Raw genomic sequence first — 17,947 nt, 5'->3', positions numbered from 1 at the left:
TTTCGCAGTGGAAAGTTTCATAGTCCATAAAGGATCCCGACGGGACAGCTCAACGGCGCAACTCCCGCCGGTACTGCCACTCGCCGCCGACCACCCGGTAGCCCAGTCGGCGGTTGACGGCAAGCATCGCCTCGTTGTCGGCGTCGTTGCTGGTCACCGCGTGCCGGTAGCCGGCATGCCGCGCCCGACGCAGGGCGGCCAGCTTGACCGGCCGCGCGAGGCCCATGCCGCGATACGCGCGCCGGGTGCCGGTCATCCCCGACTGGTAACGGTCCCGCCCGTCGGTCAGCGCGAAGCTGAACGCCACCACCACGTCATCCACCAGCGCCACCGAGGCCAGCGAGCGGTCCAGATCCGGCCGGTCCCAGTAGGCGGCCCGCCAGTCGTGGTAGGAGATCTCGTCCATCCCCACCTCGCCGGGCTCGTCCCGCGAGACGTCGAGGTCCGCCTCGTAGAGAGCCCTCGGGTCGGCCAGGTCCGCCGCCGAGGCGAGCCGGACCCCGGACGGCGCCGGGACCTGCGGCAGCTCGGCCGCGGCCAGGTCGAGGTGGAGCAGCCGGGCCAGCCGGCCGCGCCGGTAGCCGCGCCGCTCGGCCAGGGCGATCGCCGCCGGATCGTCGGCCACCTTGGCGTACGCGGTCAGCACGCCCAGCCCGGCGAGCCGCTCCTCGGCGGCGGCCAGCAGCGCAGCGCCGGCGCCCCGGCCGCGGCGGTCCGGGTGCACGGTGATGTTGGCGAAGCCCAGCCCCGGCTCCGCGCTCTCGTGAAGCAGCCCGGTCCGCGCCACCCCCAGCAGCTCCCCGGCCGACTCGGCGACGAGCAGGGCATGGTGCTCGGCCACCGGCGCCGAGGTGGCCTGCCAGCCGAGCAGCTCCGGCGTGACCACCTGGTACGGCGCGCCGGCCCGGAGCACCTCCGCGGCGGCGCGGGCGTCGGCGGATCGGAAGGCACGGATGACGACGGTCATTGCCGGCAACCTACCCTTCCGCCACCACGGCCGAGCACCCCACCGGACACCGCGGTCGGGCGTCGGTGCCGCCCGGTTCGGGGGCGTGCCCGCGGGGGGAGAACGTGGGCGTGTCCGGGCGGCCTGTGCCAGGCTCATGGGCATGGACGACAAGACCATCCTGAACCGGATCTCCGAACTGGTCGACGAGGAGCACCGGCTCCGCTCGGCCGCGCAGGAGCACGAGTCCGGCACCGACGACGAGGCCAAGGAACGGCTGCGGGCGCTGGAGGAATCCCTCGACCAGTGCTGGGACCTGCTGCGCCGCCGCCGGGCGGCCCGCCAGGCGCACGGCGACCCGGACGCCCAGGGCGAGCGCCCGGTGCCGGAGGTGGAGCGCTACCTCCAGTGAACCCAGGTCCCGGGCGGGTCGGCCCGCCCGGGACCCGGACCGTTCAGCGGATGCCCGCCTCCCGCAGCAGCAGCCCGGTCAGCGCCTCCGGCTCGACGTCCAGGGCGGGCAGCCCCCGCGCGGCGAACCACGCGCCGACCACCCGGACGTCCCGGACGAGGAACTCCGGCCCCTGCGGGTTGGCCACCACGTCGACCACCTGCGGCAGGTCGATCATCACCAGCCGCCCCCGGTGCACGAGCAGGTTGTACGGGGACAGGTCGCCGTGCGCGTACCCGGCGCGGGCGAGCACGACCAGCGCGTCGACCAGTTGCTCCCACAGGTCGCGCAGCTCGGCCGGTTCGGGCCGGAGCTGGGCCAGCCGCGGCGCGGCCTGTCCCCCGTCGGCGTCCCCGACGAACTCCAGCATCAGCTCGGTGCCGAGCAGCTGCACCGGGTACGGCACGGCGATCCGCCCGGATTCGGCGCCGATCTCCCAGAGCCGGGCCAGCGCCGAGAACTCGGCCGCCGCCCACTGCCCGGCGATCATCTGCCGGCCGAAGGCGGTCCGCCCGGCCATCGCCCGGTTCTCCCGGGACCGGCGGACCCGCCGTCCCTCGAGGTAGCCGGCGTCCCGATGGAAGAGCCGGTGCTGGGCGTCCCGGTAGCGTTTCGCCGCCAACAGGCAGGACCGGCCGGTCTCCGGCACGGCCCGGCGGACCAGGTGGACGTCCGCCTCCTTGCCGGTCTTGAGCACGCCGAGTTCGGTGTCCCGCGCGGCCAACTCGGTGACCAGCCACTCGGGGTGCGGTTCGGGCCCGTGCACGGCCGCGTCCCAGGAGGACCAGGGGTCCTCGAGGTCGGACTCGTCGTCGGGCTCGGTCAGGGCCGGCTCGGCGGGCCGGCCCTGCTTCAGGAAATACGGTTCGTCGTCGTCGAAGCGGCTCTTGCCGCGGCCACGGCGCTCGCGCGCCGGGAGCTCGTGTTCACGCACGGGTTCGGTGATCCCTTGGTCGAGGCTGGTGGAGGCAGGTGGAACGAACCTGCAAAGACGGCCATGACCGACCTCCTCTCCTCGACCGGGCGCCGCCCGGCTGCGCCTGCGCGCGGGGACCATGCTCACCGGGGGCGATCGCCGGGTCAACCGAATAACGCGGGTCCCGGCGGGGACGGGGCGCCGGCTCAGCCGGCGAGCACGGTGGCCACCGCGGCGATCAGCCCGTCCACCGTACGGGTGGGCGCGAACCGGGTATCCGACCAGGTCCGGCCGCGATGCAGCCAGACGCTCGGCAGGCCGACCGCGGCGGCCCCGCCGATGTCCGCCTCCGGGCCGTCCCCGATCACCCAGGCGCCGCGCAGCGGCATCCGGGCACGCTGGGCGGCGAGCGCGAAGATCCTCGGGTTGGGCTTGCTGACCCCGGCCTCCTCGGAGATCACCCAGTCGGCCACGTACCGGTCCAGGCCGGTTCGGCGGATCTTCGCGTCCTGTTGGCGCACCGCGCCGTTGCTGACCACCACCGGCACCCAGCCCGCGTCGTCGGCGATCCGCAGCGCGCACGCCACCAGCGGATCCAGCCGGGTGTTCGCCACCACCCCGTCGTGCAGTTCGTCGACCAGGTCGATGGAGGGGATGCGCAGCCCGTACCGGTCCCGGATGGCGTCCGCGACGTCCCACCGGTCGGTCAGCCCGTCGGCGTCGATGGAGAGCAGCCAGTCGATGTCGGTGGCCGGCGCGCCGACGCCGTCCAGAAAGCGCTCTCCCCACGCGCGGAACGGCCCGGTGCGGTCGAGCAGCGTGTTGTCCAGGTCCAGCAGGAGCAGCGGCACTCGCGCACCCTACGGGACCGAGGTGTCCGCCCGACAGGCCCCGGCGACCCTGCGGCGTCGGTCAGCCGGCCAGCACCGAACGGGTGAGCCCCTCGTCGGCCGGCCGGTCGACGAGCATGGTGTGCGCCGCCCGGGTGGCTGCCAGCGCCCCCGGGTCGAAGGTCGCGACCAGCACGTCCTCCCCCGCGTCGGTGCCGCGGGCGAGCGGCCGGCCCTCCGGGTCGTACACCGCCGCGCCGCCGTTGAACCGCCACGGGTCGGCGCCGCCGACGGCGTTGGCAAACACCACGTACATGGTGTTGTCCAGGGCGCGGGCGGCGTAGTAGAGGTCACGGCGGTGCGCCGAGCCGGCCAGGTAACCGCTGGGGCACAGGTAGCCGTGCGCGCCGTCGGCCGCGGCGGCCCGGCCGTGCTCGGGGAAGCACCCGTCGTAGCAGATGCCCAGGCCGAGCCGCCAGCCGTCGACCAGCAGGGTGGCACCGCGCCGGCCCGCGTCGAACAGGTCCCGCTCGCCGCCCCAGAGCTGCTGCTTGTCATACGCCGCCCGGGCGATGCCGGCGGTGTCCACGACCAGCGAGGAGATGGTCCGCCGGCCGTCGGGGTGCCGGACGGCCGCGCCCACCACCACGGTGGCGCCACCGTCCCGGGCGGCCGCCCGCAGCGGGTCGAGCCGAGGATCGTCGACCTGCCCGTCGGCGCCGGCGGCCACGTCGGTGCCGGTCGGGTCGGCGGCCAGGGTCGGCGGGTGGTACGCCGGCAGGAACAGCTCCGGCAGCACGACGACCCGGGCGCCAGCGGCCCGGCCGACCAGCCGGGCGGCGGTGGCGGCGTTCCCGGCGACGTCGCCGGGGACCGGCTCGGCCTGGACGGCCGCCACGGTCAGCGGGTGCGCGGCGAGGGCGATGGCCGGCGTCATCGGGCGATCGTAACCGGATCGCCGGGGTGGGCGGTGTCGGCGAAACCCGATCCCAAGCCGTACGTACGGTTTGCATCGGCCCGGGGCACCTGACACGATCGTCCCGTGCCCAGAGTAAGTCAGGACCAGCTCGACGCGCGCCGGCAGGAGATCCTCGCCGCCGCGCGGGCGTGTTTCGCCCGGCACGGTTACGAGGGCGCCACCGTACGCCGCCTGGAGGAGGCCACCGGGCTCTCCCGGGGCGCCATCTTCCACCACTTCCGCGACAAGGACTCGCTCTTCCTCGCGGTCGCCGAGGACGACGCCGCGGTCATGGTGGAGACGGTGGCCCGCAACGGCCTGGTCCAGGTCATGCGGGACCTGCTCGCCCGGGCCGTCTCCCCGGACACCACCGGCTGGCTGGGCAGCCAGCTGGAGGTCTCCCGGCGACTGCGCACCGACCCGGCCTTCGCCCGGCGCTGGGCGCAACGGTCGGCGGCCATTGCCGAGGCCACCCGGGAACGCCTGGTCCGCCAGCGGGAGGCGGGGGTGCTCCGCGAGGACGTGCCGATCGACGTGCTGGCCCAGTTCCTGGAACTGGCCTATGACGGGCTGGTGCTGCACCTGGCCATGGGCCGCCCGGCCGGGGACCTCGGGCCGGTGCTCGACCTGGTCGAGGAGGCGGTCCGCCGCCGCTGACCGCCCGGTCCCCGCGCGCCGGATCTCGGTCCGGTAACTCGGCCCGCGGGCCGGATCGCCCGTGGCGGGTCTGCTCCACAATGGGGTTCCTAGCTGCTGGCGTCTCGACGCGCTTTAGCGTCCTTTAAGGAGCTACGGTGGTTGTGTGAACCTGAAGGAGTGGGCGGCGTCCCAGGGCATCGCGTATGTGACCGCGCGGCGGCAGTACGCGGCCGGGGCGCTGCCTGTTCCCACCTACCGGCTCGGGCGGCTCATCATGGTCGGCGAGCCGCTGGCTGCCGCGATGCCGGACGCCGGTCAGGTTGTGGTGTACGCCCGCGTGTCGTCGGCCGACCAGCGCGTCGACTTGGACCGGCAGGTCGCCCGGGTCACCGTCTGGGCCACCGGCCGGCACCTCGCCGTGTCGCGGGTGGTGACCGAGGTCGGCTCCGCGTTCAGCAGCGACCGCAAGAAGTTCCTCGCGCTGCTGCGCGACCCGGCCGTGACCACGATCGTGGTGGAGCACCGCGACCGGTTCGCCCGCTTCGGCGCCGAGTACGTCGAAGCCGCGCTGGCTGCGCAGGGCCGCCGCCTGCTCGTGGTGGACCCGGCCGAGGTCGACGACGACCTGGTGGGTGACGTCACCGAGATCCTGACCTCGCTGTGCGCCCGCCTCTACGGCCGCCGCGCGGCGGCCAACCGCGCATGCCGTGGCGTCGAAGCCGCCACCTGGGACGGCCCGGCGTGAAGACGATCCAGGCATACCGGTTCGCCCTCGACCTGACCCCAGCACAGGAACGGGCCGTGCTTGCCCATGCGGGCGCGGCCCGGGTGGCGCACAACTGGGCGCTGGCCCGCGTGAAGGCCGTCATGGACCAGCGCGCCGCCGAACGCACCTACGGCGTGCCCGACGATCAGCTCACCCCGTCGCTCGGCTGGACACTGCCCGCGCTGCGCAAGGCGTGGAACAGCGCCAAGCGCGAGGTCGCGCCGTGGTGGCCGGAATGCTCCAAGGAAGCGTTCAACACCGGCCTGGACGCGCTCGCCCGGGCGCTGAAGAACTGGTCGGACTCCCGTGCGGGGAAACGGGCCGGCCGGCCAGTCGGGTTCCCCCGGTTCACCTCCCGCCGCCGCACGACACCGTCCGTGCGGTTCACCACCGGCACCATCCGCGTCGAGCCCGACCGCACACACGTCACGCTGCCGAGGCTGGGCCGATTGAAGTTACACGAGTCCGCCCGTAAACTCGCCCGCCGACTCGACGCGGGCACCGCCCGTATCCTGTCCGCGACGGTGCGCCGCGACGGCGGCCGCTGGCATGTCGCGTTCTGCGCCGAGGTCGAGCGCGCCGAGCGCCACCCGACCCGCCCGCACGCGACCGTGGGCGTGGACGTTGGCATCACGCACCTGGCCGTGCTGTCCACCGGCGAACTCGTACCCAACCCGCGCCACCTGGACACCGCCTCCCGGCGGATGCGCCGGCTCGCCCGGCGGTGGTCCCGCCGGGTCGGTCCCGACCGGCGCACCGGGCAGCAGCCGTCGAACCGGTGGCGGCACGCCCAGACCCAGCTCGCCCGGGCGCACGCCAGGGTCGCGAACCTGCGCCGCGACGGTCTGCACCAACTCACCACCCGCCTCACGGCCGCCTACGGCACGGTCGTGGTCGAAGACCTCAACGTGGCCGGGATGCTGCGCAACCGGCGCCTGGCCCGCCACATCGCCGACGCCGGGCTCGCCGAACTACACCGCCAACTCGGCTACAAAACCGGCTGGAACGGCGGGCGGCTGCTCACCGCCGACCGCTGGTACCCGTCCTCGAAGACCTGCTCAGGCTGCGGCACGGTGAAAGCCAAGCTGGCCCTGTCCGAGCGCGAATACCAGTGCGAAGCCTGCAGCCTGACCCTGGACCGCGACCTCAACGCCGCACGCAACCTCGCCGCACTCGCAGCGCAGATCGACACCGCCGGGAGTGGCCCGGCGGCAGGACGTGGAGCCGACCGTCAGACCCGCCCCGGCGGGCAGGTGGCTGTGAAGCGTCAACCCGGCACAGCCACCGCTGATCAGACCGGGACCGTCCCACCGCAAGGCGGGACTACCGATCACACGCTCGCTAGAGCGCACTGAAAGACATCCCAGGAGTTTGAATGTCAAGCAGCAGCCTCGGTGAGGTGATGATGCGACCAGGCGGCCGCCTCGTCATAGACGGTGCCGGTTTTCAGGCATCCGTGCAGGATGCCGACGAGCCGGTTGGCGAGCTGGCGCAGCGCGGCGTTGTAGGAAGCGCCGCGGGCGCGTTGTCGGTCGTAGTAGGAGCGGGCGCCCGGCGAGGCCTTCAACGCGGAGAACGCCTGGGTCATCAGCGCGTCGATGAGCCGGTCGTTGTGTACGAACCGGGCGGCGACGGTCTTCTTCTTCCCGGAGGCGCGGGTGATCGGGCTGGTAGCGGCGTAGTTCTTGCGGGCCTTGGCCGAGGCGTAGCGGGCGTGGTCGTCACCGAACTCGGCGAGCACCCGGGCGCCGAGGACGGCACCCAGTCCGGGCTGGGACAGGATGATCTCAGCGTCCGGGTGCCGGCCAAAATAGGCCTCCACCTGCCCTTGCAAGGCCTTGACCTGCTCGTTGAGAGTGACCAGCAGCGCGACCAGAGCCCGCACCGACGCGGCGTAGGCGGCGGTGACCACGGCGGCCTGGCCGAGGTACTCGGCGCGCAGCGTGGTCTGGATCGCGGCCGCCTTCGCCGGGACATCGCGGCGGCGGGCACGTTTGAGGGCCGCGCTGATCTGCGCCAGGCTCAACCTGGCGGCGCTCGCCGGGTCCGGGGCCTTGACCAGCAGCTCGAGGGTGTCGCCGGCGTCGAGGTCCTCGAACGCGGCCAACGCGGCGGGGAAGTACTCCCGCAACGCGTGCCGCAGCCGCTGAACAGCGCGGGTCCGTTCCCAGACCAGTGTCTTGTGCATCCGGGTAACGACCTTGACCGCCTCGGCCTCGACGCTGTCTGCGGCGACCGGGCGCAGCTGGTGCGAGTCGGTGCGCACCATGTCGGCGAGCATGTGCGCGTCGGCGGCGTCGCTCTTGGCCCCGGACAACACGAGGCGTTCCCGATAACGGGCCGCCTGCAACGGATTGACCGCGTACACCGTGTACCCGGCGGCGACCAGCGCCTGGACCCACGGGCCCCGATCGGTCTCGATACCGATCTTCACCCGCGCAGCGACGTCCTCGGTGTCGTTGGCGTCGTCGCCGAGCCATTGGCCGATCATCGCGTGCAACCGCGTCATACCCGCGACGCCCTCGGGCAGGCGAGCCTTGGCCAGCCGACGGCCGGAAGCGTCCATCACCTCGACGTCGTGATGGTCCTCCGCCCAGTCATCTCCCACGAACAGCAACACGTCTCCCGTATATCGAGTCGATCACCTTCGGTAGCCAGGAGGAGAACCATCAGCGACCTAATGAAGCAGTGCTCACGCCACAACCGGGCGGGCACGACATCCCATCAGCGATCAACTCTCCACACCGACCGGCAGCGGCACGATCTTTCAGTAGGACTCAACGTCCAGGAAACGCGAGTGCTCGTCTGTCGGCGGCTACCTACCCACCAGGAGTCTGCCGGACGGCTTACTCCCAGAACTCATTAGGTAACGGCCGCGATCCCCTCGCGCGACAGGAGCAGAGCATGACCGTCCTCGCCGCACCGGGCGACACCTGGGGCATCCCCGGCCCGGTCTTCCTGCGCTGGTACCTCCTGGCCGTGGCCGTGGCGCTCGTCGGCACCCTGGTCCACCGCTTCCGCGCCCTGGCCGGCACGGCCACCGGCGACGCCGGGCCGATCGGACCGCAGCAGGTCGCGTACCTCAACGGGGGCGACCAACTCGCGATCTGGACGGCACTCGGAGGCCTGCGCCGCATCGGCGTGGTGGGCGTACGCCCCGACCGGCGGCTCACCACCGGCGCCCAGATGCCCGCCGGCGTCACCCCGCTGGACCAGGCGATCTACAACGCCGCCGCCCAGCACGTCCACTCCCGCGAGCTGCGCCGGGACGAGTGGGTCGCCCGGGCGCTCGAACAGCTGCGCGACGGCCTCCAGCAGCGCGGACTGGCGCTCTCCCCGGCCCAGCGGGCCGCCGTCCGGCGGGGTCCGACGCTGATCGGCGCCCTCCTGCTGCTCGGCGGCCTCCGCCTCTTCGAGGGTCTCTCCCACGGCCGCCCGGCCGGCTACCTGATGCTCACCCTGGTGCCGCTGCTCATCGCGCTCCTGCTGCTCGCCCGGGTGCCCTGGCGCACCCGCGCCGCCAACCGCGAGCTGCGCGAGCTGCGCCGACGGCACACCTGGCTGCGGCCCTCCGCCGCACCGGCCTACGCCACCTACGGGCCGTCCGACGCGGCGATGGGCGTCGCGCTGTTCGGCACCGCCACCCTCTGGGCCATGGATCCCGGCTTCGCCGAACAGGCCGAGATCCAGCGCGAGGCGATCAGCAGCACCGGTGGCTCGTCGAGCGGCTGCGGCGGCGGCAGCTCGTGCGGGGGCGGCAGCTCCTGCGGGGGCGGCAGCTCCTGCGGGGGCGGCAGCTCCTGCGGGGGCGGAGGCGGGTGCGGCGGATGACCGGCCCGGCGACCGGAACGCCGGCCGGCCCGCACGGCGTCGGCATCGGCTGGCGGCCGGAGATCGCCGGCTTCGTGGCCCGCCTGCCCGGGCTGCGCTTCGTCGAGGTGGTGGCGGAGACGGTCACCCCGACCGGCCCGCTCCCACCCGAGCTGTCCGAGCTGCGCGAGCGCGGCGTCACCGTCGTACCGCACGGGGTGAAGCTGTCGCTCGGCGGCGCGGAGCCGGTGGACCCGGCCCGGGTGGCCCACCTGGCCGGGGTGGCCGCGGCGGTCGACGCGCCGCTCGTCAGCGAGCACATCGCGTTCGTCCGGGCCGGCGGGCTGGAGGCCGGCCACCTGCTGCCGCTGCCCCGCAGCCGGGAGGCGGTCGCCGCGGTGGTGGCGAACGTCCGGCGGGCGCAGGCCGAGCTGCCGGTGCCGATCGCGTTGGAGCCGATCGCCGCGCTCTTCGACTGGCCCGACGACGAACTGGACGAGGCGGAGTTCCTGACCGAGATCCTGGACGCCACCGGGGCGCTGCTGCTGCTGGACGTCGCCAACGTGCACGCCAACGCCCGCAACCGGGGCACGGACCCGCTCGCACTGCTCGACCTGCTACCGCTGGACCGGGTCGCCTACGTGCACGTGGCGGGCGGGGCCGACCAGGGCGGCTTCTACCACGACACGCACACCGACCCGATGCCCGCGGCGGTCCTCGACCTGGTCGGCGAGCTCTGCGCCCGGCACCGGCCACCCGCACTGCTGCTGGAGCGGGACGGACACTACCCGCCGGCGGCGGAACTACGCGGCGAGCTGGACGCGCTCGCCGCCGCCGCCGGATTCCCGGTGGTCACGTGACCGGCCCCGACCCCGCGCCCGGCGCGGCGGTCACCCCGGCGCCGTCGGCCACCGGCGGCCACCGCCCCGGGCCTGTCCCCGCGCCGGCCGGGCGCCCACCGAGCGGCGGTCCCGGCCCGCGCGGCGACCTGGCCACCCGGCAGGCGGAGCTTGTCGCCGCGCTGGTCGCCGGCGGTCCGCTGCCGTCCGGATTCGCCCCGGCGCCGGTGGACGCCGCGCGTCGTGCGCTGCTGCGCAAGCGCGGCGGCGAGGTGGCCCGGCACTGGCCGCTGCTCGCCGCCGGCCTCGGCGCCGCCTGGCCGGCCGCCTTCACCGACTGGGTGGCGGGCCGCCCCACGAAGGGGTCGCTGCGCGACGGCTGGGACCTGGCCCGGGAGCTGCGCGCCCGCGGCACGCTGCCGCCGCTCGGCGCGGAGGAGCTCGCCACCCGCGAGGCCACCACCCGATACGACGGCCGCCACGCACCCCGGCCGCGTCGCCTCCCGGCCGTGGCCCGGGCCGGCGGCGCCGTCGCGGTGCAGCTCGCCGGTCGGGTACGCCAGCTGCGCCCCGCCCGACGCTGAGCGGCTGGCGCGGCGCTGCGGCGTACGGCAGGATCGGCCCCATGGATCTCGGACTGACCGGCCGGGTGTACGTGCTGACCGGCGCCTCCGGCGGCCTCGGTTTCGCCACCGCCGAGCAGCTCGTGGCGGACGGCGCGCGGGTGGTGATCTCGGCGCGCGCCCCGGAGCGGGTGGTCGCGGCGGTCGAGGCCCTCGGCGGCCCGGAACGGGCGAGCGGGCTGACCGCCGACCTGAGCGACCCGGAGACGCCGCAGCGGCTGGTCGCCGCCGCCCGGGAACAGTTCGGCCGCCTCGACGGGGCGCTGGTCTCGGTGGGCGGGCCGCCTCGGGGCACCGCCGCCCAGGTGACCGACGAGCAGTGGCGGGAGTCCTTCGAGACGGTCTTCCTGGGCAGCGTCCGCGCCGCCCGGACGGTCGCCGCCGCGCTCACCGACGGCGGCGCGATCGGCCTGGTGCTCTCCACCTCGGCCCGCGGGCCGGTGCCCGGTCTGGGCATCTCCAACGGGCTGCGCCCCGGCCTGGCCGGGGTGGCCAAGGACATCGCCGACGAGTACGGTCCGCGCGGCGTACGCGTGGTCGGTCTGCTGCCGGGTCGGATCATGACGGACCGGAACCGGGAGCTCCTCGCCGCCACCGGGGACGCCGAGCGGGCCCGGGCCGAGGCGGAGGCCGGCATCCCGCTGCGTCGGATCGGCGAGCCGGCGGAGTTCGGCCGGCTCGCCGCATTCCTGCTCTCCCCCGCCGCCAGCTACGTCACCGGAATCACCGTGCCCGTCGACGGCGGCGCGCTGCGCGGCCTGTGACGGCGGCCCGGTGACGGGCGGACACCGGCCGGCCGCTGCCCGGCGCGGCCCGCGGCCGACGCGGGAGGAGCTGACGGCCGCCGCCGACCGCACGATCCCGGACCTGATCGCATCGGGGCTGGACGTGCTCTTCGTCGGAATCAACCCGGGTCTCTGGTCGGCCGCCACCGGCTGGCACTTCGCCCGGCCGGGCAACCGGTTCTGGCCGGCGCTGCACCGCGGCGGCTTCACCCCGCGCCAGCTGCACCCCAGCGAGCAGGGCGAGCTGCTGGACTGGGGCCTGGGCATCACCAACATGGTGGCCCGGGCCAGCGCCCGGGCCGACGAGCTGACCCCCGCGGAGCTGCTGGCCGGCGCGGACATCCTCACCGGGAAGGTCGCGCGGTACCGGCCGCGGTGGGTGGCGGTGGTCGGGGTGACCGCGTACCGGATCGGTTTCGCCCGGCCGAAGGCGACCTTCGGCCCGCAGCCCGAGCTGCTCGGCGCGACCCGGCTCTGGGTGCTGCCCAACCCGAGCGGTTTGAACGCGCACTTCACCCCGGAGACGCTCGGTGCCGCCTTCGCGGAGCTGCGCGCGGCGACGACCGCCGGCTGATCCCCGGTGGCCGCCGCCGCGGGTCAGTTCGCGGCGGCCGGCGGCATCGCCTCGTCGGCCACGTACGTCGCCATCGGCATGGTGATCACCGGTTCGGTGCCGGTGGCGTCAACGAACGGGGTGGGCGAGTCGGCGACCGCGAACTGGGTGCGGTACAGCTCGGCGTAGAGGCCGCCGACCGCGACCAGCTCGTCGTGCCGGCCCCGTTCGACGATCCGGCCCTCGTCGAGGACGAGGATCTGGTCGGCGTCCCGGACGGTGGAGAGCCGGTGCGCGATGACCAGCGCGGTCCGCCCGGTCAGGGCCACCGACAGCGCCCGCTGCACGGCCGCCTCGCTCTCCGAGTCCAGGTGGGCGGTGGCCTCGTCGAGGATCACGATGGACGGTGCCTTCAGCAGCACCCGGGCGATGGCGATGCGCTGCTTCTCGCCGCCGGAGAAGCGGTAGCCCCGCTCGCCGACCGTGGTCTCCAGCCCGTCGGGCAGGGACCGGACCAGATCGGCGACCTGCGCGCCGGCCAGGGCGGCCCAGATCTCGTCGTCGGTGGCGTCCGGCTTGGCGTAGCGCAGGTTCTCCGCGATGGTCTCGTGGAACAGGTGCGAGTCCTGGGTGACCACGCCGATCTCGTCGCGCAGCGAGGCGAGAGTGGCGTCCCGGACGTCGACCCCGCCGACCAGCACCTGGCCGTCGCTCACGTCGTAGATCCGGGAGATGAGCATGGACAGCGTCGACTTGCCGGCGCCGGAGGGGCCGACCAGGGCGATCATCTGCCCGGGCTCCACGGTGAACGAGACGCCCTTGAGCACCGGCTCGTTGATGGTCCGGTCCAGGGTGGCGACCTCCTCCAGGGAGGCGAGCGACACCTCGGCCGCGCTGGGGTAGCGGAACCGCACGTCGCGGAACTCGACCCGGCCGTTGCCCCGGGGCACCGGGACGGCGTCCGGCTTCTCCTCGATGCCGGGGCGCAGGTCGAGGACCTCGAAGACCCGGTCGAAGGAGACCAGCGCGCTCATCACGTCGACCCGGACGTTGGACAGCGCGGTCAGCGGCCCGTAGAGGCGGGTGAGCAGCAGCGCGAGGGTGACCACGGTGCCGGCGCTGACCGCGCCGGTGACCGCGAGCCAGCCGCCCAGACCGTAGGTGAGCGCCTGGGCCAGCGACGCCACCAGCAGCATCGCGACGAAGAAGGTCCGCGAGTACATGGCCGACTGGATGCCGATGTCACGCACCCGCTCGGCCCGGCCGGCGAAGCGGCGCGCCTCGAGCTCGGGCGAGCCGAAGAGCTTGACCAGCAGCGCCCCGGCCACCCCGAACCGCTCGGTCATCGTCGCGTTCATCTTGGCGTCGAGGTTGTACGACTCGCGGGTGATCTCGGCCAGCCGCTTGCCCACCCGGCGGGCCGGGATGATGAAGATCGGCAGCAGGATCAGCGAGAGCGTGGTGATCTGCCAGGAGAGGGTGAACATCACGCCGGCGGTGAGCACCAGCTGGATGACGTTGCTGACCACGCCGGACAGGGTCGAGGTGAAGGCCCGCTGGGCCCCCAGCACGTCGTTGTTGAGCCGGCTGACCAGCGCGCCGGTCTGGGTCCGGGTGAAGAACTGCAGCGGCATCCGCTGGACGTGGTCGTACACCCGGGTGCGCAGGTTGAGGATGATGCCCTCGCCGATCCGGGCGGAGTACCAGCGCTGGGCCAGGGAGAAGAGCGCGTCGGCGACCGCCAGTACGCCGATGACCACGGCGAGCCGGACGACCACGGAACCCGCCTCGGGGCCACCGCGGTTGATCGCGTTGATCACGTTTCCGGCCAGGACCGGGGTCGCGACTCCGATGACCGCGGCGATCACCACGGTGACCAGGAAGACCACGATGTCGCGCCGGTACGGCCGGGCGAAGGCGACGATCCGCTTGGCGGTGCCGCGCTTGAGCTGGTGGCTGGAGACCTCGTCCTGGCTGCGCATCGACCGGAGCATGCTCCAGCCCGCCATGCCCCCGCCGTGCATCGGACTGGACATTCGTCACCTCCGGGTCGTGGGCAGCGTGGACCGTCGGGTCAATTCTCCCGACGACTACGACAACCTCGCGAGTAACCCGGATCTTCCCGACGGGTCCTTACTATTCTCCTCGCCCGGCGAGGTCCCGCAGCCGGCGGGTCTGCGCCTCCCGCTCGGCGCGCTGCTGCTCGGCGTGGGTACGACCACCGGCGCCGGCGAGCAGCGCCTTGATCTCGACCACCGCGTCCCGGTTGCCGGCCAGCAGGCCGGCGGTCAGGTCCCGCACCGCGCCGTCCAGCTCGGCGGTCGGCACGACGAGGTTGGCCAGGCCGATCCGGTCGGCCTCGGCGGCGTCCATCCGGCGGCCGGTGGCGCAGATCTCCAGCGCGCGGGCGTAGCCGACGAGCTCCACGAGGCGCTTCGTGCCGGCCAGGTCGGGGACGAGACCGAGGGTCACCTCGGCCATGGACAGCTTGGCGTCCTCGGCGAGCACCCGCAGGTCGCAGGCGAGGGCGAGCTGGAAGCCGGCGCCGATCGCGTGGCCCTGCACGGCCGCCACCGAGATCACGTCGGGGCGGTGGAGCCAGGTGAAGCCGCCCTGGTACTCGGCGATCCGGTCGGCGCACTCCTGCTCGGGCAGGGTGGACAGCTCGGCGAAGGAGTTGGGGCCGGAGGCGCCGGCCACCGACAGGTCGAGGCCGGCGGAGAAGGCCCGCCCTTCGCCGCGTACGACGACGACGCGGACGTCGCCGGGCAGATCCCGGGAGAAGTCGCTCATCGCGCGCCATATCGCCGGGGTCTGGGCGTTGAGCACGTCGGGCCGGCACAACGTCACCGTCGCGACCGGCCCGTCGCAGTCGAGTCGTACCCCGGTCGTCTCGGCGGTCACCGGACCGCCCGGGGCAGGGTGGTGATGGACGACGCTGGCGGGCGGGTCACGCCTTCTTGCGGCGCCGGGCGCCGCCGCGCTGCCGCAGCTGCACCCCGGACTCGGTGAGCACCCGGTGGATGAACCCGTAGGAACGGCCGGTCGAGGCCGCGAGCGAACGGATGCTCTCCCCAGCGGTGTACCGCTTTACCAGGTCCTTGGCGAGCGTCTGACGCTCGGCCCCGACGATCCGGCGACCCTTCTCAGTGCTGGTGGCTGTGCCAGTGGCTGCCATGCTGATTCCTCACGTCCCAGACTGTGCGGTTCGGATACGGTCCCACCTATTAGACCGCCTCGAACGATCATGCGCCAGATATCAACTCTTCGCCAACCGACACGCTATGCGATGTCAGCTTCCCGATAGAGTGATCCTTCCGACCGGCTGACACGCCGCCCGCCGGACCGCCACGACCGGCCGGCCACCCGGTCGATCATGGCTCGTCGTAGCGCCGGCCGACGCCCCGTACGCTGCCTCGGGTGACCGACCTGCCGGCCGCCGCGGGCGGTGCCGCCCTGGTGTTTGCCGCGACCAACATCGACGACATCGTCGTGCTGACCGTGCTCTTCGTGGCCGCCCGCGCCGCCGGTCGACCGCGCCCCTGGCACATCGTCGCCGGGCAGTACCTGGGCATCGGCGCGCTGGTCGCCGCGGCGGTGGTCGTCGCGGCCGGACTGCTGGTGGTCCCCGACCCGTGGACCGGCCTGCTCGGCCTGCTGCCGATCGGGCTCGGCGTTCGGACGCTGCTCGCCCACGCCGACTCCGACGAGCCGCCGGCCGTGGTCGGCGGCCTGCTCGGCGTGGCCGGGGTGACGATCGCCAACGGGTCGGACAACATCGCGGTCTACGTGCCGGTGTTCCGTTCCCTGGACCCGGCGACCGGGCTGGTCTGGCTGCTGGTCTTCGCCGCGCTGGTGGCGCTCTGGTGCGCGACCGCCGCCCTGCTGGGCGGCCACCCCCGGGTGGTCCGGCTGGTCGGCCGCGCCGGCCATTGGCTGGTCCCGACGGTCTTCATCGGCATCGGCGTGGTGATCCTGGTCAGCTCCGGCGTGCTGACCCAGCTCGCCGACCTCGCCGGCTGACCCGCCCGGCCCGGCCGGCGGGCCCTTGGTCGGGGTCAGGCCAGTTCGACGAGTTCGAGGAGGTCGTCGCTCCAGGCGTCCTCGTCGCCGTCCGGGAGCAGGATCGCCCGGTCGGGTTTGAGCGCCAGGACCGCGCCGGGGTCGTGGGTGACCAGCACGATCGCGCCGGGGTAGCGGGCGATCGCGTCGAGCACCTGCTCGCGGCTGACCGGGTCGAGGTTGTTGGTCGGCTCGTCGAGCAGCAGCACGTTCGCTCCGGAGCAGACCAGGGTGGCCAGCGCCAGCCGGGTCTTCTCCCCGCCGGAGAGGACTCCGGCCGGCTTGTCGACGTCCTCGCCGGAGAAGAGGAACGCACCGAGGATCTTGCGCAGGTCGGTGTCGGTCTGGTCGCTGGCTGCGCTGCGCATGTGCTCCAGGATCGTGCGGTCCACGTCGAGGGTCTCGTGCTCCTGGGCGTAGTACCCCAGCCGTAGCCCGTGCCCGGCGTGCACCTCGCCGGTGTCCGGCTCCAGCAGTCCGCCGAGCATCCGCAGCAGGGTGGTCTTGCCGGCGCCGTTGAGGCCGAGGATGGCCACCCGGGAGCCACGGTCCACCGCCACGTTGACGTCGGTGAAGATCTCCAACGACCCGTACGACTTGGACAGGCCGGTCGCGGTGAGCGGGGTCTTGCCGCACGGGGCCGGGGTCGGGAAGCGCACCTTGGCCACCTTGTCGGCGTGGCGCACCTCCTCCAGGCCGGAGATCAGCTTCTCCGCGCGGCGGGCCATGTTCTGCGCGGCGACCGTCTTGGTGGCCTTGGCCCGCATCTTGTCGGCCTGGGCCATCAGCGCGCCGGCCTTCTTCTCGGCGTTGGCCCGCTCCCGGCGGCGGCGCCGCTCGTCGGTCTCCCGCGCCTCCAGGTACGCCTTCCAGCCCAGGTTGTAGGCGTCGACCACCGAGCGGGTGGCGTCGAGGAACCAGACCTTGTTGACCACCGACTCCAGCAGCGAGCCGTCGTGGGAGATCACGATGAGGCCGCCCTTGTGGTTGGCGAGAAAGCCGCGCAGCCAGGTGATCGAGTCGGCGTCGAGGTGGTTGGTGGGCTCGTCGAGGAGCAGGATGCCGCCGCCGTTCTCACCGGCGTCGCGGAACAGGATCCGGGCCAGCTCGATGCGGCGGCGCTGACCGCCGGAGAGGGTGCCGATGGTCTGCGCGAGGGCCCGGTCGGGCAGCCCGAGGTTGGCGCAGATCCGGGCCGCCTCGGCCTCGGCGGCGTACCCGCCCAGGGCGGCGAACTGGTCCTCCAGCGCGCCGTAGCGGCGGACCAGCTTCTCGTCGGTGTCCTCGGCGAGCTTCGCCTCCAGCTCCTTCATCTGCGCCATCAGCACGTCGAGGCCGCGGGCGGAGAGCACCCGGTCCCGCCCGGTGACCTCCAGGTCACCGGTGCGCGGGTCCTGCGGCAGGTAGCCGATCGCGCTGCGCCGGTCGATCTGCCCGCCGTACGGCTGGCCCTCGCCGGCCAGCACCTTCAGCGTGGTGGTCTTGCCGGCGCCGTTGCGGCCGACCAGACCGATCCGGTCGCCCGGCTGCACCCGCAGGGTGGTGTCGGACAGCAGGATCCGGGAACCGGCGCGCAGTTCCAGGCCGGTGGCAGTGATCATTTCGGGGTACTCGCTCTCGGGGTTCCGGAAGGGCTGACTCAGGGCACGCGAAAGCGCCGGCGGGTTGGGTGTTCCCGTCGGCGCGGGGCCGTTCAGCCTTCGCAGCGCAGCACCCGCCAAGTGTACCGGGCTGCCCGCGGCACCCCGCCCGGATTACCAGGCAAGATC

General features: G+C 73.7%; 19 protein-coding genes. 10 read left to right on the top strand and 9 right to left on the bottom strand.

From position 1 onward, the window contains the following. Nucleotides 1–49 precede the first annotated feature (49 nt). Nucleotides 50–967, bottom strand: a complete 918-nt coding sequence (locus OG799_RS03365; protein ID WP_406042966.1) for a GNAT family N-acetyltransferase — start codon at nucleotides 965–967, stop codon at nucleotides 50–52. A gap of 136 nt (nucleotides 968–1,103) precedes the next feature. Between OG799_RS03365 and OG799_RS03360 the strand changes: the two genes are divergently transcribed. After that, nucleotides 1,104–1,358, top strand: coding sequence for a DUF2630 family protein (locus OG799_RS03360; protein ID WP_406042964.1), 255 nt, complete (start codon nucleotides 1,104–1,106; stop codon nucleotides 1,356–1,358). A gap of 43 nt (nucleotides 1,359–1,401) precedes the next feature. Here OG799_RS03360 and OG799_RS03355 read toward each other — a convergent pair whose 3' ends face one another. The 3 genes from OG799_RS03355 to OG799_RS03345 form a co-directional block, all read right to left on the bottom strand. Next, nucleotides 1,402–2,331: a serine protein kinase RIO gene (locus tag OG799_RS03355; protein WP_406042962.1), complete on the bottom strand. Its 930-nt coding sequence runs from the start codon at nucleotides 2,329–2,331 to the stop codon at nucleotides 1,402–1,404. 188 nt (nucleotides 2,332–2,519) lie between these two features. Next, nucleotides 2,520–3,164: an HAD family hydrolase gene (locus OG799_RS03350; RefSeq protein ID WP_406042960.1), complete on the bottom strand. Its 645-nt coding sequence runs from the start codon at nucleotides 3,162–3,164 to the stop codon at nucleotides 2,520–2,522. 61 nt (nucleotides 3,165–3,225) lie between these two features. Next, nucleotides 3,226–4,080 carry a carbon-nitrogen hydrolase family protein gene (locus OG799_RS03345; RefSeq protein WP_406042958.1) on the bottom strand — a complete coding sequence of 285 codons (855 nt, stop codon included), beginning with the start codon at nucleotides 4,078–4,080 and terminating at the stop codon, nucleotides 3,226–3,228. 105 nt (nucleotides 4,081–4,185) lie between these two features. On the opposite strand from OG799_RS03345, the gene OG799_RS03340 reads away from it, so the two are divergent. The 3 genes from OG799_RS03340 (at nucleotide 4,186) to tnpB (ending at nucleotide 6,861) form a co-directional block, all read left to right on the top strand. After that, on the top strand, nucleotides 4,186–4,758 hold the full coding sequence (locus OG799_RS03340; protein WP_406042956.1) for a TetR/AcrR family transcriptional regulator: 573 nt from the start codon (nucleotides 4,186–4,188) through the stop codon (nucleotides 4,756–4,758). Nucleotides 4,759–4,903: 145 nt separating this feature from the next. Continuing rightward, nucleotides 4,904–5,485: an IS607 family transposase gene (locus OG799_RS03335; RefSeq protein WP_406042954.1), complete on the top strand. Its 582-nt coding sequence runs from the start codon at nucleotides 4,904–4,906 to the stop codon at nucleotides 5,483–5,485. Continuing rightward, nucleotides 5,482–6,861, top strand: a complete 1,380-nt coding sequence (tnpB, locus tag OG799_RS03330) for an IS607 family element RNA-guided endonuclease TnpB (RefSeq protein ID WP_406042952.1) — start codon at nucleotides 5,482–5,484, stop codon at nucleotides 6,859–6,861. The genes OG799_RS03335 and tnpB overlap by 4 nt, the downstream gene beginning before the upstream one ends. Before the next feature lie 23 nt (nucleotides 6,862–6,884). Here the strand turns inward: tnpB and OG799_RS03325 are convergent, their stop codons facing one another. Next, nucleotides 6,885–8,123, bottom strand: coding sequence for an IS110 family transposase (locus OG799_RS03325; protein WP_406046190.1), 1,239 nt, complete (start codon nucleotides 8,121–8,123; stop codon nucleotides 6,885–6,887). Nucleotides 8,124–8,410: 287 nt separating this feature from the next. Here OG799_RS03325 and OG799_RS03320 point away from each other — a divergent pair, with 287 nt between their 5' ends. From OG799_RS03320 to mug, 5 genes are all read left to right on the top strand, one after another. Beyond that, nucleotides 8,411–9,337 (top strand): TIGR04222 domain-containing membrane protein, encoded by a 927-nt coding sequence (locus OG799_RS03320; RefSeq protein WP_406042950.1) that lies wholly within the window; start codon nucleotides 8,411–8,413, stop codon nucleotides 9,335–9,337. Continuing rightward, complete coding sequence (locus tag OG799_RS03315; protein ID WP_406042948.1) at nucleotides 9,334–10,176, top strand: DUF692 domain-containing protein; 843 nt, start codon at nucleotides 9,334–9,336, stop codon at nucleotides 10,174–10,176. Before OG799_RS03320 ends, OG799_RS03315 begins: the two co-directional genes overlap by 4 nt. A gap of 128 nt (nucleotides 10,177–10,304) precedes the next feature. Then, entirely contained in the window at nucleotides 10,305–10,739 is a 435-nt protein-coding gene (locus tag OG799_RS03310; protein ID WP_406046189.1) for a hypothetical protein, read from the top strand. A gap of 41 nt (nucleotides 10,740–10,780) precedes the next feature. Further along, nucleotides 10,781–11,542: an SDR family oxidoreductase gene (locus tag OG799_RS03305; protein WP_406042946.1), complete on the top strand. Its 762-nt coding sequence runs from the start codon at nucleotides 10,781–10,783 to the stop codon at nucleotides 11,540–11,542. Nucleotides 11,543–11,552: 10 nt separating this feature from the next. Continuing rightward, a complete protein-coding gene (mug, locus tag OG799_RS03300) occupies nucleotides 11,553–12,137 on the top strand; it encodes a G/U mismatch-specific DNA glycosylase (RefSeq protein ID WP_406042944.1) in 585 nt (194 codons plus the stop codon). Nucleotides 12,138–12,160: 23 nt separating this feature from the next. Here the strand turns inward: mug and OG799_RS03295 are convergent, their stop codons facing one another. The 3 genes from OG799_RS03295 to OG799_RS03285 form a co-directional block, all read right to left on the bottom strand. Then, on the bottom strand, nucleotides 12,161–14,140 hold the full coding sequence (locus tag OG799_RS03295) for an ABC transporter ATP-binding protein (protein WP_406046188.1): 1,980 nt from the start codon (nucleotides 14,138–14,140) through the stop codon (nucleotides 12,161–12,163). A gap of 112 nt (nucleotides 14,141–14,252) precedes the next feature. Beyond that, a complete protein-coding gene (locus OG799_RS03290; protein ID WP_406042942.1) occupies nucleotides 14,253–15,020 on the bottom strand; it encodes an enoyl-CoA hydratase/isomerase family protein in 768 nt (255 codons plus the stop codon). Nucleotides 15,021–15,066: 46 nt separating this feature from the next. After that, nucleotides 15,067–15,294 carry a helix-turn-helix domain-containing protein gene (locus OG799_RS03285; RefSeq protein WP_302763103.1) on the bottom strand — a complete coding sequence of 76 codons (228 nt, stop codon included), beginning with the start codon at nucleotides 15,292–15,294 and terminating at the stop codon, nucleotides 15,067–15,069. A gap of 242 nt (nucleotides 15,295–15,536) precedes the next feature. Between OG799_RS03285 and OG799_RS03280 the strand changes: the two genes are divergently transcribed. Further along, entirely contained in the window at nucleotides 15,537–16,139 is a 603-nt protein-coding gene (locus tag OG799_RS03280) for a cadmium resistance transporter (protein WP_406042939.1), read from the top strand. A 35-nt stretch (nucleotides 16,140–16,174) separates the two neighbouring features. On the opposite strand, the gene OG799_RS03275 is transcribed toward OG799_RS03280, so the two are convergent. Beyond that, nucleotides 16,175–17,779 (bottom strand): ABC-F family ATP-binding cassette domain-containing protein, encoded by a 1,605-nt coding sequence (locus OG799_RS03275; RefSeq protein WP_406042937.1) that lies wholly within the window; start codon nucleotides 17,777–17,779, stop codon nucleotides 16,175–16,177. Between the last annotated feature and the right edge of the window lie 168 nt (nucleotides 17,780–17,947).

The sequence above is a fragment of the Micromonospora sp. NBC_00898 genome (assembly GCF_045207895.1).
Classification (GTDB): Bacteria; Actinomycetota; Actinomycetes; order Mycobacteriales; family Micromonosporaceae; genus Micromonospora.
This window is presented reverse-complemented; position numbering and strand designations above follow the sequence as displayed.

Excerpts from the sequence above, each read along its gene's own strand:
- OG799_RS03365 (WP_406042966.1), bottom strand. The coding sequence starts at position 967 with ATGACCGTCGTCATCCGTGCCTTCCGATCCGCCGACGCCCGCGCCGCC.
- OG799_RS03360 (WP_406042964.1), top strand. The coding sequence starts at position 1,104 with ATGGGCATGGACGACAAGACCATCCTGAACCGGATCTCCGAACTGGTC.
- OG799_RS03345 (WP_406042958.1), bottom strand. The coding sequence starts at position 4,080 with ATGACGCCGGCCATCGCCCTCGCCGCGCACCCGCTGACCGTGGCGGCC.
- OG799_RS03320 (WP_406042950.1), top strand. The coding sequence starts at position 8,411 with ATGACCGTCCTCGCCGCACCGGGCGACACCTGGGGCATCCCCGGCCCG.
- OG799_RS03315 (WP_406042948.1), top strand. The coding sequence starts at position 9,334 with ATGACCGGCCCGGCGACCGGAACGCCGGCCGGCCCGCACGGCGTCGGC.
- OG799_RS03305 (WP_406042946.1), top strand. The coding sequence starts at position 10,781 with ATGGATCTCGGACTGACCGGCCGGGTGTACGTGCTGACCGGCGCCTCC.
- OG799_RS03295 (WP_406046188.1), bottom strand. The coding sequence starts at position 14,140 with ATGCACGGCGGGGGCATGGCGGGCTGGAGCATGCTCCGGTCGATGCGC.
- OG799_RS03285 (WP_302763103.1), bottom strand. The coding sequence starts at position 15,294 with ATGGCAGCCACTGGCACAGCCACCAGCACTGAGAAGGGTCGCCGGATC.
- OG799_RS03275 (WP_406042937.1), bottom strand. The coding sequence starts at position 17,779 with ATGATCACTGCCACCGGCCTGGAACTGCGCGCCGGTTCCCGGATCCTG.